Here is a 13,841-nt window from a genome sequence, read left to right as displayed (position 1 = left end):
GAGAGGTGCCCACGTTGCGCGCAGGAGTGCAGCGCGCGTCGATGTGTGGCGACCGGACATAGCCAAATCAATCGCTGCGCACACGTAAAGATGCAGGACGCCGGGCGATCGATCGCATCGTTGGCTTACCAGCGCTTCGCAGCCGCGGTCAGAGCGCCTGCGCTGCTTCGTAGAGGCGATCGGCCAATGCGATGATCTCGGCGGCATCCTGCACCCGTTCACGCCAGGCCGCCGGAATGCCGTCGATACCGTAGAACGCGCCGGCCAGCTGCCCGCAGATCGCGGCGGTGGTGTCGGCGTCGTCACCGAGGTTGGCGGCGCGCAACACTGCATCGGCAAAGGTGTCTGTGGTGGCGAAGCACCACAACGCCGCCGACAACGCATCGACGACGTAGCCGGTGCCGCGGATCTGCGCACGTGCCACGGATGCATGCGCGCGCACCAAGAGCGCGCCAATTGCCGGCGTCACCAGCGATTGCGACGGCAACGCTGCTGGCTGCAACACCTCGTCGCGGCCGCTGCCGAGCAGCGCAGCACGCAGCTGGAACGCAAACAGGCGGCACGCATCCAGCGCCTCTGGCGCGGCATGGGTGGTGCGTGAGCTGTCTGCGGCGCGCTCGCCCAGCTGCTCGGGACGCTGCGCGTAAAACATCGCCACCGGGGCCAGACGCATCAGCGAGCCGTTGCCCGCCGCGCGCGGGTCGTCGCTTCCGCTAAATGCCGGGCCGCCATCCAGATAGCGCTCCAGCGCCTGGCGGACGGTGCCACCGATATCGAAACAGGTGCCGGTGCTGCTGAGATAACCGTGCTGGTACCAGTTGCAATAGCGGTTCATCTGATCGGCGGCGTCGAAGCCCTGCCGATACAGCAGGCTGTGCGCCAGGCACAGCGCCATGGAGGTGTCGTCGGTCCATTGCCCGGCGCGCAAGGCGAACGGCCCGCCACCGTGCATGTCAGTGATCGGGGTGAAGCTGCCGGGCGCGCAGAATTCCAGCGTGGTGCCAACTGCATCGCCCACCGCCAGTCCCAGCAGGCAACCGCGGAAACGCGCCTGTACCGTTGCACTATTCATCAACGTGGAACCGCCGCCGCCTTCGCTGCGCGTGCGGCCTGCTGTTCGACCAGGGTGAGCGCGACGTTGTCACGCAGATAGGCCGGCTCCACCCGCTCCGGCGCCACGCCTTCGCCGCGCAGCGCTGCAGGCAGCGCCAAGGTCAGCAGGTCCGCGGCATGTGGCAGCGCAGCCGCATCCACGCTGGACAGGCGGCCGGCGAAGCGTTGCTGCAGCGGCATCTCGCCGGCAGCCAGGCCGGTACCGACGCCGGCCCACTGCGGTGTGCTTTGCGGCAGCAGCACGGCTTCCGGCGCGCAGACCACTTCGGACCCGAGCGTCAGTAGCGCCTCGCCCTGACGCTCGAACAGCCCGGCATACACCTCGCCCATCCGCGCATCGATGCAAGCCAGCGCATGGCTCGCCTCGGCCGGTGCGCGCAGTGCCAAGACCTGCAGGGTGGAGATGGCGAGCACCGGCAGATCCAGTGCCAATGCAATGCCCTGCGCGATACCGATCGCCAGGCGCACGCCGGTGAAGGCACCGGGCCCGCGGCCCACTGCAATCGCATCCAGCTGGCGGCGGCTGATGCCGGCTTCGGCAAGCAGCTGCTCGGCCCAGGGCAGCGCCAGCTCGGCATGCCGGCGTGGCGCGAGTTCGAAGCGCTCACGTACGGCTCCATCGACATGCAGCGCGACGGAGCAGGCTTCGGTGGAGGTTTCGAATGCGAGGATTTTCATGGGCGAGAACCGTGAATCAGGGACCGGGAATCGGGGCCCGGAGAGACGCAAAGCTTAACTGATCGACCTGGGGCGCCCGAGTCGGGGCGTAAGCCGGGTCTTAGCGGGTTGGCGGCATGCGGCGGGGCGTCTGTGTCGATGGATGACGCCACGTGCTGCGTTGACGGGAGGCTCGCAGCAGCACTGATTAAGAGCGGCTTACAATACGCAGCGAGCAGCCGTCAGGTGGATGCGGACGGCGCGGAGGAACCGGAGTGTACGGGGGTACATGCCGATTCCGAGCACCGGCCGCGCCCGCCTGCCGGCTGCGCAGTCGTTTTGATAGCTGCTCTAAGATTTGCATCAGCGGCGACCGTGCGGCAGTGCCGCTGTCGGCAGCGCCTTTGGCACAGTTCGGCATGCGTACCTGCAGCAGTCTTCGCAGCGAATCCATCCGCGCGCAGCGACGCAATCGCGCCTGACAGCTGCTCAGTCGGGCAGCAACGTCGCAACCTCTGATCCGGCCTGGCCAGCCTCGGGCTCCGCACCGAAAAACGCACGCACATCATCGATCTCGCGGGTGCGCGAAAATGGCGGCAACGAATTCAGGAAGGTACGTCCGTAGCCCTTGTTCAACAGCCGCGGGTCGCATAACACCAGCACGCCGCGATCGGTTTCGCTGCGGATCAGCCGGCCCACGCCCTGCTTGAGCGCGATCACCGCCTGCGGCAATTGTTCATCGCGGAAGGGATTGCCGCCGTCGCGGCGGATCGCATCCAGGCGTGCCTCGAACACCGGGTCGTCAGGCGCGGCGAACGGCAGCTTGTCGATCACCACCACGCTCAACGCATCGCCAACTACGTCCACGCCCTCGCGGAAGCTGGCCGAACCGAGCAGCACGCCATTGCCCGAGGTGCGGAAACGCTGCAGCAAGGTCGCGCGCGGCGCCTCGCCCTGCACGAACAACGGCCACGGCCCATCGCGCAGGGCTTCGGCCGCTTCACGCAGGGCGCGGTGCGAGGCGAACAGCAAGAACGCACGGCCATTGGAGGCTTCCAGCACCGGATGCAATGCGGCGATCAGCGCCGTGCCGAAACCGCGCGCGGCCGGGTCCGGCAGATTTGGCGGCAGATAACACAGCGCCTGGCGCGCCCAATCGAACGGGCTGGGCTGCAGCAAGGTGATCGGGTCGTTCAAGCCCAGCCGCAAGGCGATGTGGTCGAACTCCCCGCCCACCGCCAGCGTGGCGGAAGTAAACACCCACGCCGCCTGCGATTTTTCGCGGTGCTCGCGCAACGGGCCGGACACATCCAGCGGCGTGCGCTGGCAACGAAAGCCGCGCGGGCTGAGCTCGTACCACAGCACGTCGTTGTCCACCGTTTCCGGCAGGTCCTGTTCGAAATCCGGCACCGGTACGTCTTCGCCCAACCAGCGCGACAGGCGATTGAGCGCCTCCTGCGCACGCGCCGTGCAGCCGTCAAACCCCGGCGAAGCTTCGCGCAACGGCAGCAACGCCTCGCCCAGCCGCGCCAGCGCGGACAGCACCGCATCGAAGCCCTCGCGCACCTGCGGCTTGGCCAGCGCGCGCCATTGCGTGCCGCGCGGCGGCAGGCCTTCCATGCCTGCGCGTAGCCCGCGCAGGGCGTCGTCCAGCGCCAGGATCGGCGCCTGCAGGCTGGCCTGCGCGCCGGCCACCAAGCGCGCCTCCACCATGCAATCGCGGGCCAGTTCCTGCCACGGCCGCATGCCGAAACTCTCGCCGAAGAAATTGGCCGCCAGTTCCGGAAGCTGATGCGCCTCGTCGATCACGAAGGCCTGCGCGCCCGGCAGGATTTCGCCAAACCCCTCCTGCTTGAGCGCCAGATCGGCCAGCAACAGATGGTGGTTGACCACCACCAGATCGGCCGCCTGGGCGCGCTGCCGGGCCTGCACCACGAAACATTCGGAATAGAACGGGCATTCCGTGCCCAGGCAGTTGTCGACGGTGGAGGTGACCATCGGCAGCAGCGGCGAGTCGTCCGGCAATGCATCCAGCTCGGCCATGTCGCCGAACTGGGTGCGCCCACTCCAGGCGACGATGCGCTGGAACTGGGTGACCTGCTCGGGGCTGGCAAACCGGGGTTCACCCCGCGCCTGCTGGGTGCGGTACTTGCACAGATAATTGGCGCGTCCCTTGAGCAGCGCACTGCGCAGACCGATGCCGAGCGCGGCGCGCACGCGCGGCAGATCGCGATGGAACAGCTGGTCCTGCAGCGCACGCGTGCCGGTGGAGACGATGGTCTTCAGCCCGGACAACAACGCCGGCACCAGATACGCATAGGTCTTGCCGGTGCCGGTACCGGCCTCGGCCAGCAGCACGTCGCGCTGTTCGAAGGCCTCGGCAATGGCGCCGGTCAGGCGCAACTGCGCGGCACGTGGCGCGAACGCGTCGAGCTGGCGCGCGAGCGCCCCGCCTTCGCTGAGCGCCTCGATGCTGGCAGTGGCAAGTTGGGACATGACGGACGACGACAGCGTGGGGAACGCAACAGCCTAACGCGTGTGCGCGGCCGCTGCCTTGGCGGGGCATGGCGGATCGCACGCGAGGCGGTGCTGTTGAAAGACGGGCCTGGGTGTGAAGGACGGGCCTGGGCGCGGATCCTGGTTCGGGCGGCGTGGCACCACGCGACTGCCGGCCTCAACGTGAGGCGCTAATCGTTGGCGGCCACGGGACGGCTTGGAGCTTGAATGCGCTACCCGGCTGCCGACGCCGCGCCTTGGGGCACGCCGTGGTCTCCAGGACCTTCCGGCCTACCGGCAAGGTTTCGGACCATCGGCATGACATGCCAGGAAGCCACGAGCGAACACGACACGCAACATGCCGTGGATCGCGCGCAACTCAAAGCTTCGAGCGCCCCCGCACGCAGGATGCACGCCTAACCGCCCTCACGCATCAACGCAGCACATGCAGCGGCGCGCGTTGCACCCCACTCTCAGGGCGGCTACCCGCCCTGCACCCCGATCAATACCGCTTCACGCCCGGCACCGTGCACCCGACGATCTGCGCCTTGGCCGAGGCCGCGTTTTCTTTTTCGCCACGCGCCAGGCGCGCCTGCTCGATGGTCGCCCAATGCCGGCGGCACAGCGGGCCGGTCTTGGAACCCAGTTCGATGGCCTGCTTGGCAAAGCGCTCGGAAGCATTCCAATCGCCCTGCAACACGGCCACTTCGGCGCGCTCCTGCAGAATTGCCGGGTCACCGGAGACCAGGCCCAATGCCTGATCGAGCGCGGCCGCCGCCGCGGCCAGGTCGCCGATCTGGCGCTTGGCCTTGGCGGTTTCGCGCAGATCGTCCACTTGCGGGTCGCGCAGCGGCTGCACCGACAGCTCGGTATCGTCGACGCCGGCTTCGCGTTCGATCAAGGCCAGCCGTTGCGCCGGGGTGGTGGTGTCCACCGGCGCCGGTGGTGGCGCGGGCGGCGCGCTGATGCAGGCGGTCAGGGTGGCAAGGACGCCAACAAGGGCAAGCAAACGGTGCAATCGGATCATGAGTCGTTCCTGTCAGTGCGCAGGTGGGGGCGAGGCAGGTGCGGCCGCGGGCGTTTCGGTCTTCTTGTCCAGACCGAAGAACCGGCGCCAGCCGCCGCCGCTGGATTGCTCGGCCGGTGCGCTGCCGTCGGCAGGCGCCCCTTCGATGGACGGTGCGTTGCCGGCGCACGACGCGTACGCCGGGGTGAAGCCGACCACGAACGGGAACTGGCGCGCGCCGGGACAGCCGGCGTCGGTGACGCCGGTGCCGCTGGCGTCCACCCACTGCCAATCCAGGCCCTTGCCGCTGACCTTCAACGGCGCGCTCGGCAGCCGCGCAAAGATGCTCGACCACACCCGCATCGAGCCGGTGGCGCCATACAGGCCGGTTTCGGCGTTCTGGTCGTTGCCCATCCAGATCACCGCCAGATGGTCGCCGGTGTAGCCGGCATACCAGCTGTCGCGGCCGTCGTTGGAGGTGCCGGTCTTGCCGGCCGGCGACAACCGCCCCAGGCCATCGCCGAGCAACTGGCGCGCGGTACCACCGCTGACCACCTGCTGCAGACCGATGCTGATCAGGTTGGCGGCGACCGAATCGCCTTCCTGCGCCGGTGCCGGGGTCTTGTCGTAGCGCTTGAGCAATTTGCCCTGCGGATCGAGCACGCCGCGCACCGCATGCAGCGGCTGGATCTCGCCACCGGCGGCCAGGAACTGGTACAGCTGCGCCATGCCGTACGGGCTCTGGTCGGTAGCGCCCAGGATCAACGAAGGATTGGTCTCGGCCTTGATTCCGGCCAGCACCTGGATCAACTGCGCCACGCGCTCCGGACCCACCTGCATGCCCACCCGCACCGTGGCCTGGTTGTACGAATGCGCCAGCGCATCGATCAGGCGCACCGTGCCATGGCTGCGGTTGTCCGAATTGCCGGGCGACCAGGTCTTGCCGCGCGCAAGCTGCACGGTCACCGGAGAATCGTCGACCCAGCTGGACAACGCCCAACGGTCCGGTGAGGCCAGTGCCAGCAAGTAGACGAAGGGCTTGAGCAGCGAGCCAACCTGGCGCTGCGCTTCCACGGCGCGGTTGAAACCGGGCTTGGCCACGTCGCGGCTGCCGACCACCGCCAGCACATCGCCGTTATGCACGTCGGTCAGCACCAGGCCGGCCTGCAACGGCGGGCGCTTCTTGTTGTCCAGCCGCTTGATGGTGCCGGTCACCGCACCTTCGGCATACGCCTGCGCAGACGGCGACATGCCGGTGAGCACGCTCATGCCGGCGCCCTGCAGCACGCCTTCCGGGTAGTCATGCGCCAGTTGCCGGCGCACCAGGTCCACGTAGGCCGGGAAGCGATTGGCGGCGACCAGGCCCGGCTCCTTGGGCACGCCGAGCGGCGCGGCCAGCGCGCGCTTGTACTCGGCCTCGTCGATGAGATTGTTCTCGCGCAGTTTGCCCAGCACGAAATTGCGCCGGTCCAGCGCGCGTGCGGGGCTGCGTCGCGGGTCGTAATACGACGGCCCCTTGACCAGGCCGATCAGCAGCGCAACCTGTTCGGTGGTCATCGAGCCCAGCTCGCGGCCGAACCACAGCTCCGCACCGGACGACACGCCGTGCACGGCCTGCCCGCCGCGCTGGCCCAGGTACACCTGGTTGAGATACGCCTCCAGGATGGTGCGCTTGTCGTAGCGCGCCTCCATGATCACCGCATACAAAATCTCGTTGAACTTACGGGTGACCGTCTGTTCCTTGCCGATGCCGAGCAGGCCGCTGCGCGCAAGCTGCTGGGTCAGCGTGCTGGCACCCTGGCGCACCTGGCCGCCGGAGCGCGCCATGATCCAGGCCGCGCGCACCATGCCGCTCAGGTCGATGCCGTGGTGGCTGTTGAAATCGCGATCTTCCACCGCCTGCAGGCCGGTGACCAGCAGCTCGGGCACTTCTTCCATGCGCACCAGGCGGCGCTCTTCCTGCTTCTGGCCGTACAGCGTGGCAATGCGTGCCGGATCCAGCCGCGCGCTCTTGAGCGTCTTGCGGTCGGCCGCATCGCGCACACTGGCTACCCGTCCAGCGGACAGCGCAACCTCGATCCGACGCGCCGGCACCTGCCCGTCCACGTCGATGTAGCCACGGCTGGCAATCACGAAGCGGCTGCCGTCCTGCTGATAGGTGCCCGCCAGCTTGCCGAGGCCGTCATCACGGTAGGACGCCGCGTCCAGCTCGGTCTTCAGCGTGGCTGCGTCCAGCGCCTTGCCCGGCACCAGCACCAGTGGCCGGCCGTACACACGCGTGGGGATCTGCCAGCGCAGTTCCCCGAAACGCTGGGTCACCTGCTTGTTCAGGTACATCGTGTACGGGATCAGGAAACCGAGCGCCAGCGCGAATGCCGCCAGGCCCCAGACGATCAGCCTGCGTTGCCAGCGGGAGCCTTGCTCGGTGGAGTCGTCCTCGAAATCGTCGGGAGCGTCGTGATCGTAGCGTCGGGGCACAGGGATGCGAGAATGTAGAGTCCGGCGAGTCTAGCGCAGCCCTGTCGTGGCTGCGGCGTGCCGGACCCTGTGGCTTAAGCTGGAGTTCCAACGGAATGTCGATGTCCTTGGCCGATGCACGCTATCTGTTCAATCGCGTGCTTGGCCTGATCCACCGCAGCGTCGCCAGCATGCGGACGCGCGGATGGCGCGCCACCTGGCAGCGCATCCGCGTGCACACGCAGGCGCCGCCGGTCGCGCTCGGCACGCCGCTGTGGTTGCCCGAGGCTGCGCCATTTACGGCATTTGCGGTGCCGCACAGCGCCACGCCGCAGGTGACGGTGGTGATCCCGGTGTACAACCAGATCGCGCACACACTCGCCTGCCTGCGTGCACTGGCCGCGCATCCACCGGCACTGGGCATCGAGATCGTGGTGGTGGACGACGGCAGCAGCGACGCCACCGCTGCCAATCTGCCGCACGTGCAGGGCCTGCACTACCACCAGCGCGCACGCAACGGCGGCTTCATCGCTGCCTGCAACGACGGCATTGGGCTGGCACGCGGCGACTACGTGGTGCTGCTCAACAACGACACCGTGCCGCAGCCGGGCTGGCTGGACTGGTTGATCGGCACCTTTACCGCGCATCCATCCGCCGGCCTGGTAGGCGCACAGCTGGTGTATCCGGATGGGCGCTTGCAGGAATCCGGCGGCGTGGTGTTCGGCGATGGCAGCGCATGGAGCTACGGGCGTTTTGAGTCGGCCGAAGATCCGCGCTACGCCTACGTGCGGCAGATGGACTATTGCTCCGGCGCGGCGATCGCGCTGCCGCGTGCGCTGCTGCAGACCTTGGGTGGGCTGGATCGGCGCTACATGCCGGCGTATTACGAAGACACCGACCTGGCCTTCGCGGTGCGTGCCGCAAGGCACAGCGTGCTGGTGCAGCCGGCAAGCGTGGTGGTGCATGACGAAGGCACCAGCAACGGCACCGACACCCGCACCGGCGTCAAGGCGTATCAGGTGCGCAACCGCAGCGTGTTCGCCGAAAAATGGCAGCAGGTGCTGCAGGCGCAGTTGCCGGTTGGCAGCGTCCCCGACCCCGCCAGCCTGCACCGCCACCAACGCCAGGTCCTCATCCTGGACGAATGCGTGCCGCAACCGGACCGTGACTCCGGTTCGTTGCGGCAGTTCAACCTGATCCGCCTGCTGTGCGCCGAAGGCGCACACGTGGTGTTCGTGCCCACCCGTCGGGAACATGCCGGCCGCCATACGCAGGCCTTGCAGCAACTCGGCGTGGAAGTCTGGTATGCGCCGTTCCTGGACGGCATCGGCACCTGGCTGCGCACGCATGGCGCACGTTTCAGCGCGGTGCTGCTGGTGCGCCACCACGTCGCCCATGCCTGCCTGCCACTGCTCAAGCGTTACGCGCCGCAGGCACGCACCTTGTTCGATACGGTGGATCTGCACTATCTGCGCGAGCGCCGTGGCGCCGAGCTAGCCGGCGACGCCAACCTGCTGCGCAGCGCCGAACGTACCCGCCTGCGCGAGCTGGAGATCATGGCGGCCACCGACGTAACCGTGCTGGTGTCGGCGGCCGAGCAGGCGCAGCTGCACGCGGATGCACCGCAGATCCGCACCGCCCTGCTCTCCAATTTGCACGAGGTTGCCGGCAGCGGCCAGCCGTTCGCGCAACGGCGCGATCTGGTGTTTGTCGGCGGCTTCCGGCATCCACCGAACGTGGATGCGGTGCAGTGGTTCATCAGTGCGATTTTTCCGCTGGTGCGCGCGCAGTTGCCGGACGTGGTGTTCCACTGCATCGGCGCCGACGTGCCCGCCGCGCTGCAGTTACTGGCCGATGAAACGCCGGGCGTGCAGTTGCATGGGTATGTGCCGGATCTGGTGCCGTACATGGACACGCTGCGTATTGCAGTGGCGCCGCTGCGCTTCGGTGCCGGCGTCAAGGGCAAGATCAACCTGAGCATGGCGCACGGCCAGCCAGTGGTGGGCACCACCTGCGCGGTGGAAGGCATGCACCTGCACGATGGCGAGGACGTGTGCGTGGCAGATGAGGCAGATGCGTTCGCCGCCGCCATCGTGCGCCTGTATCAGGACGCCGCGCTCTGGCAACGCCTGGCCGACAACGGCCTGCGCAACGTGGCGCAGCATTTTTCGCTGGATGCCGCACGCGCGACGGTGCGGACCTTGTTTATCGCTGAGTGAGGCGAGGTGGGCGTGCATGCGCCGTCTGGTGTACTGCATGGGCTCTCACAGACACCGCCTCAACCGATCATTCGCTCAGCGCTCTTCACTCACCGCTTTGACGCGCCGGCTGAAGTCCGCCAACTCCGGCAACGAGGGATCCAACTGACGCGCCTCGTTCTGCGCGCGGCGCGCAAAGGCGGCGTCTTCCTGGCCCAGCCGCTCGCTGCCCACCGCCACCCAGCGCTGCGCCAAACGCCGGCGCGCGCTCGCCAGAGCGTCGCCGGTGGGCATCAGCGCCTGCCAGGCATCCAGACAGCCGCGCGCGGCGCGTAGCCGGTTGTTGCGTAACTCGTCCTCGAAACAGTGCTGGCTGGCCGGCGCCACGCGTGCGGCAGCCTGCAGCACGCGCGGGTCGCGGGGTGCCAGCGCTTGTGCGGCGCGCACGGCGTCGTAGGCGCTGGCGCCAGGCGGCGTCATCCATTGCTGTTGCGCTTCGGCTGCGGCGACGCGTTGCAGCAGGCTGCGCAGGCGGCGTTCGCGCGCCCCCCGCGACAACCCGGATTCCGGCCCGCGCTGCGCATCGCGCGCACGCACAATCGCCTGCTCGGCCGCGGCGATGGATGGGCCAGAGGGAACCAGATCGCGCGCCTGCTGCAGCGACTGTGTTGCCGCATCGAACTGAAAATCCGCGGCCTGCCGGGTGGCCTGCGCGGCATATTCGGCAGCAACCCGCTCCACCCCGCGTTGCGCCTGCACATCGCCCGGCTCGGCAGCCAGCACGGCAGTGAAGTCGCGCACCGCAGGCGCCAGCCGGCCGCGCCGCAACAGCGTGTCGGCGCGCTGCCGGCGCTGATCCATCAGCCGGTGGTACTGGCCCTCGGTCGAAGGAACATCGGCATGCCCGGCGTCGTAGCGCTTGGCCGCGGCCAGCAAGGCGGCCGCCTCGGCGAGTGCATCGCGTGCCAGCGCGTGGCGGGCCTGTGCCAGCAGGTCGGTCAGCGCATCTTCGCGGCCTTCCAGGGCATCTGTGCGGTCCGGGGCCAGGGAGAGCACCCGCTGATACAACGGCAGTGCACTGTCGGGCGTGCCGTCCAGGCGGCCCTGCTGTTGCGCGGCGACGGCCTGGGCCACCAGCGCATCCAGGCCGGCCCGGCGCGCCTGCAGTTGCCGCAGGCGCAGCTCGACCGGCGCAATCTGCGCCTGCGGCAATTCCAGCGCGCGTGCCAGCGCAACCCCGCGCTGGGCCGCCGGCACATCGCCCGCAGCCAGTGCCGCACGCGCCTGCACCACCGCGGCCGCACCGGTGCGGGCCAGGCCCTGCCGCGCTTCGCTACGGTCGCCGTCCAGTGCCAGTGCCGCGGCAAAGAATTCGCGCGCCCCGCTGCCATCGGCAGCACTCAATTGACCACGTGCCAGCGCCGCGTCGCCGCGCTGCAGGAGTTGCTGGATGCGGCTGTCCGGCCACAGCAGATCGGCCAGCGGGCGCCGGAACACGATGACACTCAGCAACAGGCACGCGGCGAGCACCAGCGCCACGCGCCACAGCGCACGGCTGCGCAGCGGCGCCCAGAGGCGCGGCGATCTGGCCCAGCGCGGAAGCGGGAACATGCGGTGGCGTCCGTCCTTGGCGCGACCTGACGGGGACGCGTTCACCACGCAATGGTAGCCGCCCCGGCTGCGAAGACTGCGTGCGCTCAGCCCAGCCGGCGCACCTCGTTCACCCCGGGCAAGGCGTCCAGCTTGCCCAGCAGCGCCGAGAGCTGCTCGTAATCGCTCACTTTCAGGCGCAGCCGCAGTTGCGCGCGGCCACTGTCGCGCACGTTATCGCTGTTGATTTCCAGCACATGCGCGTCTTCCTGCGCGATCAGGTTGGTGATGTCCTTGAGCAGCCAGCGCCGGTCCACCGCCCGCACCTGCACGTCCACCTCGTAACCGCTCCCGGCCTGGCCCCACTCCACCGGCAGCACCCGCTGCGGGTGCGCGGCAGCCAGACGCGACAGCGCCACGCAGTCGGCCCGATGCACGGTGATGCCGCGGCCACGCGTGAGATACCCGGCAATCGGCTCACCCGCCACCGGGTGGCAGCAGCGCGCCAGTTGCACCAACAGATTGCCGACGCCCTGCACGGTAAATTTGGATTTGCCCAGCCCGTCGCGGCGCGCGGTCGGGCGCGGCGGCGCCGGGACGGCCGGCTGCGAGGCCGCACGTTCGGCTTCCAGCAGCGCGCGGCTGACCTGGTTGGGCCCGGTATCGCCCAGCGCCACCTGGATGTACAGGTCGTCGATGCTGTCGGCGTGGAACTTGCGCGTGGCCACGCTGAGGTCGGCATGCTGCAGCCCCAAGCGCTTGAGCTCGCGATCAAGCACGTCCTTGCCGGCCTGCACGTTGCGGGCGCGGTCGAGCTTGTGAAACCAGGCGCGTACCTTGTCGCGCGAGCGCCCGCTGGCCAGGAACCCGTTGGAGGCCAGCAGCCAATCGCGGCGCGGGTCGGCTTCCTTGGCGGTCATGATTTCCACGCGGTCGCCGCTGCGCAGCCGGTAGGTCAGCGGCACGATGCGGTTGTTCACGCGTGCGCCGCGGCAGCGGTGCCCCACCATCGTGTGCACGTGGTAAGCGAAATCCAGCGGCGTGGCCCCTTGCGGCAGGTCGATCACCTCGCCCTTGGGCGTGAGCGCATAGACGCGGTCTTCGATCAGCTCCGCATCCAGCGCGCCAGCCAGTTCGCCGTGTTCGCCGTCCTGCACCTGCTCCAGCAGCTGCCGCATCCACAGGATCTTGCGATCGAACGCCTTTTCCGCGCCCTTGCCGCCTTCCTTGTACTTCCAGTGCGCAGCCACGCCGAGTTCGGCCTGGGCGTGCATCTCGTGGGTGCGGATCTGGATCTCGATGGTGCGCCCCTCCGGGCCCACCACCGCGGTATGCAGCGAGCGGTAATCGTTGGCCTTGGGCCGGGCGATGTAGTCGTCGAACTCGCTCGGCACCGGCGCCCATAGCGCGTGCACCGCACCCAGCGCGGCATAGCAGGCGGCCACGTCGTCCACCATCACCCGCACCGCGCGCACATCGTAGAGCTGGTCGAAGGAGAGCCGCTTTTTCTGCATCTTCCGCCAGATGCTGTAGATGTGCTTCGGCCGCCCGCTGACATCCGCGCGCAGGCCCTGCTGTGCCAACGCCGCCGAGAGCGTGCGCTTGACCGCCTCGATGTAGCGCTCGCGCGCGACCCGGGTTTCGTCCACATCGCGGGCGATGCGCCGGTAGGTATCCGGTTCCAGGTGCCGGAACGCCAGATCCTCCAGCTCCCACTTGACCTGCCAGATGCCCAGCCGGTTGGCCAACGGTGCGTGGATGTCGCGGGTGAGCTGGGCCAGCGCGCGGCGTTCTTCCTCGCTCTGCCGGTCGGCCACGCGCATGCGCGCCAGCTGGCGGGCCAGCAGGATCGGCACCACACGCAGGTCGTGGATGATGGACAACAGCAGGCGGCGCAGGCCCTCGCTGTTACGCCCCGCCTCGCGCCCGGCATGCAGCGCCCAGACGTGGTCGGCGGCATCCAGGCCATCCAGCAGCCCCTCCACCACGCCGCGCCGTTCCGCCGGCTGCCATGGCAGCGTGGCAACACCCGGGCGTAGCGCCGGAATATCGAACAACAACGCGGCCACCAGGGTCGCTTCGTCGGCCGCCAGGTGCGCCAGGGCGTCCAGCGTATCGGTGAGCAAGGCCCACGGCACGCTGTCTGCCTGCGCCGTTTCGGAGGCAGCCCAGGCCTGTGCCAACGCATCGCGCAAGGCGGGCGCGATCGACGCGAGGGCGGGACGCTGCAGCACGGCATGCAGGCGGTCGGGGGCGGAGCTGGTCACAACGGTGGACACGAAGGCGGCAGGGACAGGGGGGGCTGACAGCTACGGTAACGTGCG

General features: G+C 68.7%; 8 protein-coding genes and 1 other RNA gene. 1 reads left to right on the top strand and 8 read right to left on the bottom strand.

Annotated features, from left to right (window positions below):
* Positions 1-148 precede the first annotated feature (148 nt).
* From ACD584_RS08655 to mrcB, 6 genes are all read right to left on the bottom strand, one after another.
* On the bottom strand, positions 149-1,072 hold the full coding sequence (locus ACD584_RS08655; protein ID WP_012437701.1) for an ADP-ribosylglycohydrolase family protein: 924 nt from the start codon (positions 1,070-1,072) through the stop codon (positions 149-151).
* The gene (gene tsaB, locus ACD584_RS08650; protein ID WP_076036996.1) at positions 1,072-1,791 is read right to left on the bottom strand and encodes a tRNA (adenosine(37)-N6)-threonylcarbamoyltransferase complex dimerization subunit type 1 TsaB; all 720 of its coding nucleotides are present in this window, start codon (positions 1,789-1,791) and stop codon (positions 1,072-1,074) included. The genes ACD584_RS08655 and tsaB overlap by 1 nt, the downstream gene beginning before the upstream one ends.
* A gap of 195 nt (positions 1,792-1,986) precedes the next feature.
* Positions 1,987-2,061, bottom strand: a non-coding RNA gene (locus ACD584_RS08645) — sX9 sRNA.
* Positions 2,062-2,259: 198 nt separating this feature from the next.
* Positions 2,260-4,266, bottom strand: coding sequence for an ATP-dependent DNA helicase (locus tag ACD584_RS08640; protein ID WP_042594748.1), 2,007 nt, complete (start codon positions 4,264-4,266; stop codon positions 2,260-2,262).
* Positions 4,267-4,768: 502 nt separating this feature from the next.
* On the bottom strand, positions 4,769-5,293 hold the full coding sequence (locus ACD584_RS08635) for a hypothetical protein (protein ID WP_011038054.1): 525 nt from the start codon (positions 5,291-5,293) through the stop codon (positions 4,769-4,771).
* A 12-nt stretch (positions 5,294-5,305) separates the two neighbouring features.
* Positions 5,306-7,750 (bottom strand): penicillin-binding protein 1B, encoded by a 2,445-nt coding sequence (gene mrcB, locus ACD584_RS08630; RefSeq protein ID WP_070690149.1) that lies wholly within the window; start codon positions 7,748-7,750, stop codon positions 5,306-5,308.
* A 95-nt stretch (positions 7,751-7,845) separates the two neighbouring features.
* Between mrcB and ACD584_RS08625 the strand changes: the two genes are divergently transcribed.
* On the top strand, positions 7,846-9,948 hold the full coding sequence (locus ACD584_RS08625; RefSeq protein WP_175611661.1) for a glycosyltransferase: 2,103 nt from the start codon (positions 7,846-7,848) through the stop codon (positions 9,946-9,948).
* Between the two features lie 75 nt (positions 9,949-10,023).
* Here ACD584_RS08625 and ACD584_RS08620 read toward each other — a convergent pair whose 3' ends face one another.
* Together ACD584_RS08620 and ACD584_RS08615 are read right to left on the bottom strand one after the other, a co-directional pair.
* Positions 10,024-11,538 carry a hypothetical protein gene (locus tag ACD584_RS08620; RefSeq protein WP_076036997.1) on the bottom strand — a complete coding sequence of 505 codons (1,515 nt, stop codon included), beginning with the start codon at positions 11,536-11,538 and terminating at the stop codon, positions 10,024-10,026.
* 86 nt (positions 11,539-11,624) lie between these two features.
* Positions 11,625-13,784 carry a bifunctional (p)ppGpp synthetase/guanosine-3',5'-bis(diphosphate) 3'-pyrophosphohydrolase gene (locus tag ACD584_RS08615; RefSeq protein WP_175611662.1) on the bottom strand — a complete coding sequence of 720 codons (2,160 nt, stop codon included), beginning with the start codon at positions 13,782-13,784 and terminating at the stop codon, positions 11,625-11,627.
* Positions 13,785-13,841: the final 57 nt, after the last annotated feature.

Origin of the sequence: Xanthomonas sp. NCPPB 2922, from assembly GCF_041520885.1 — a bacterium.
Lineage (GTDB): Bacteria > Pseudomonadota > Gammaproteobacteria > Xanthomonadales > Xanthomonadaceae > Xanthomonas > Xanthomonas campestris.
Note: the sequence above shows the minus strand (reverse complement) of the source record. Positions and strands in the feature narration are given on the sequence as shown.

Coding starts and splice junctions, on each gene's coding strand:
- ACD584_RS08655 (WP_012437701.1), bottom strand. CDS start 1,072: ATGAATAGTGCAACGGTACAGGCGCGTTTCCGCGGTTGCCTGCTGGGA.
- tsaB (WP_076036996.1), bottom strand. CDS start 1,791: ATGAAAATCCTCGCATTCGAAACCTCCACCGAAGCCTGCTCCGTCGCG.
- ACD584_RS08640 (WP_042594748.1), bottom strand. CDS start 4,266: ATGTCCCAACTTGCCACTGCCAGCATCGAGGCGCTCAGCGAAGGCGGG.
- ACD584_RS08635 (WP_011038054.1), bottom strand. CDS start 5,293: ATGATCCGATTGCACCGTTTGCTTGCCCTTGTTGGCGTCCTTGCCACC.
- ACD584_RS08625 (WP_175611661.1), top strand. CDS start 7,846: ATGTCGATGTCCTTGGCCGATGCACGCTATCTGTTCAATCGCGTGCTT.
- ACD584_RS08620 (WP_076036997.1), bottom strand. CDS start 11,538: ATGTTCCCGCTTCCGCGCTGGGCCAGATCGCCGCGCCTCTGGGCGCCG.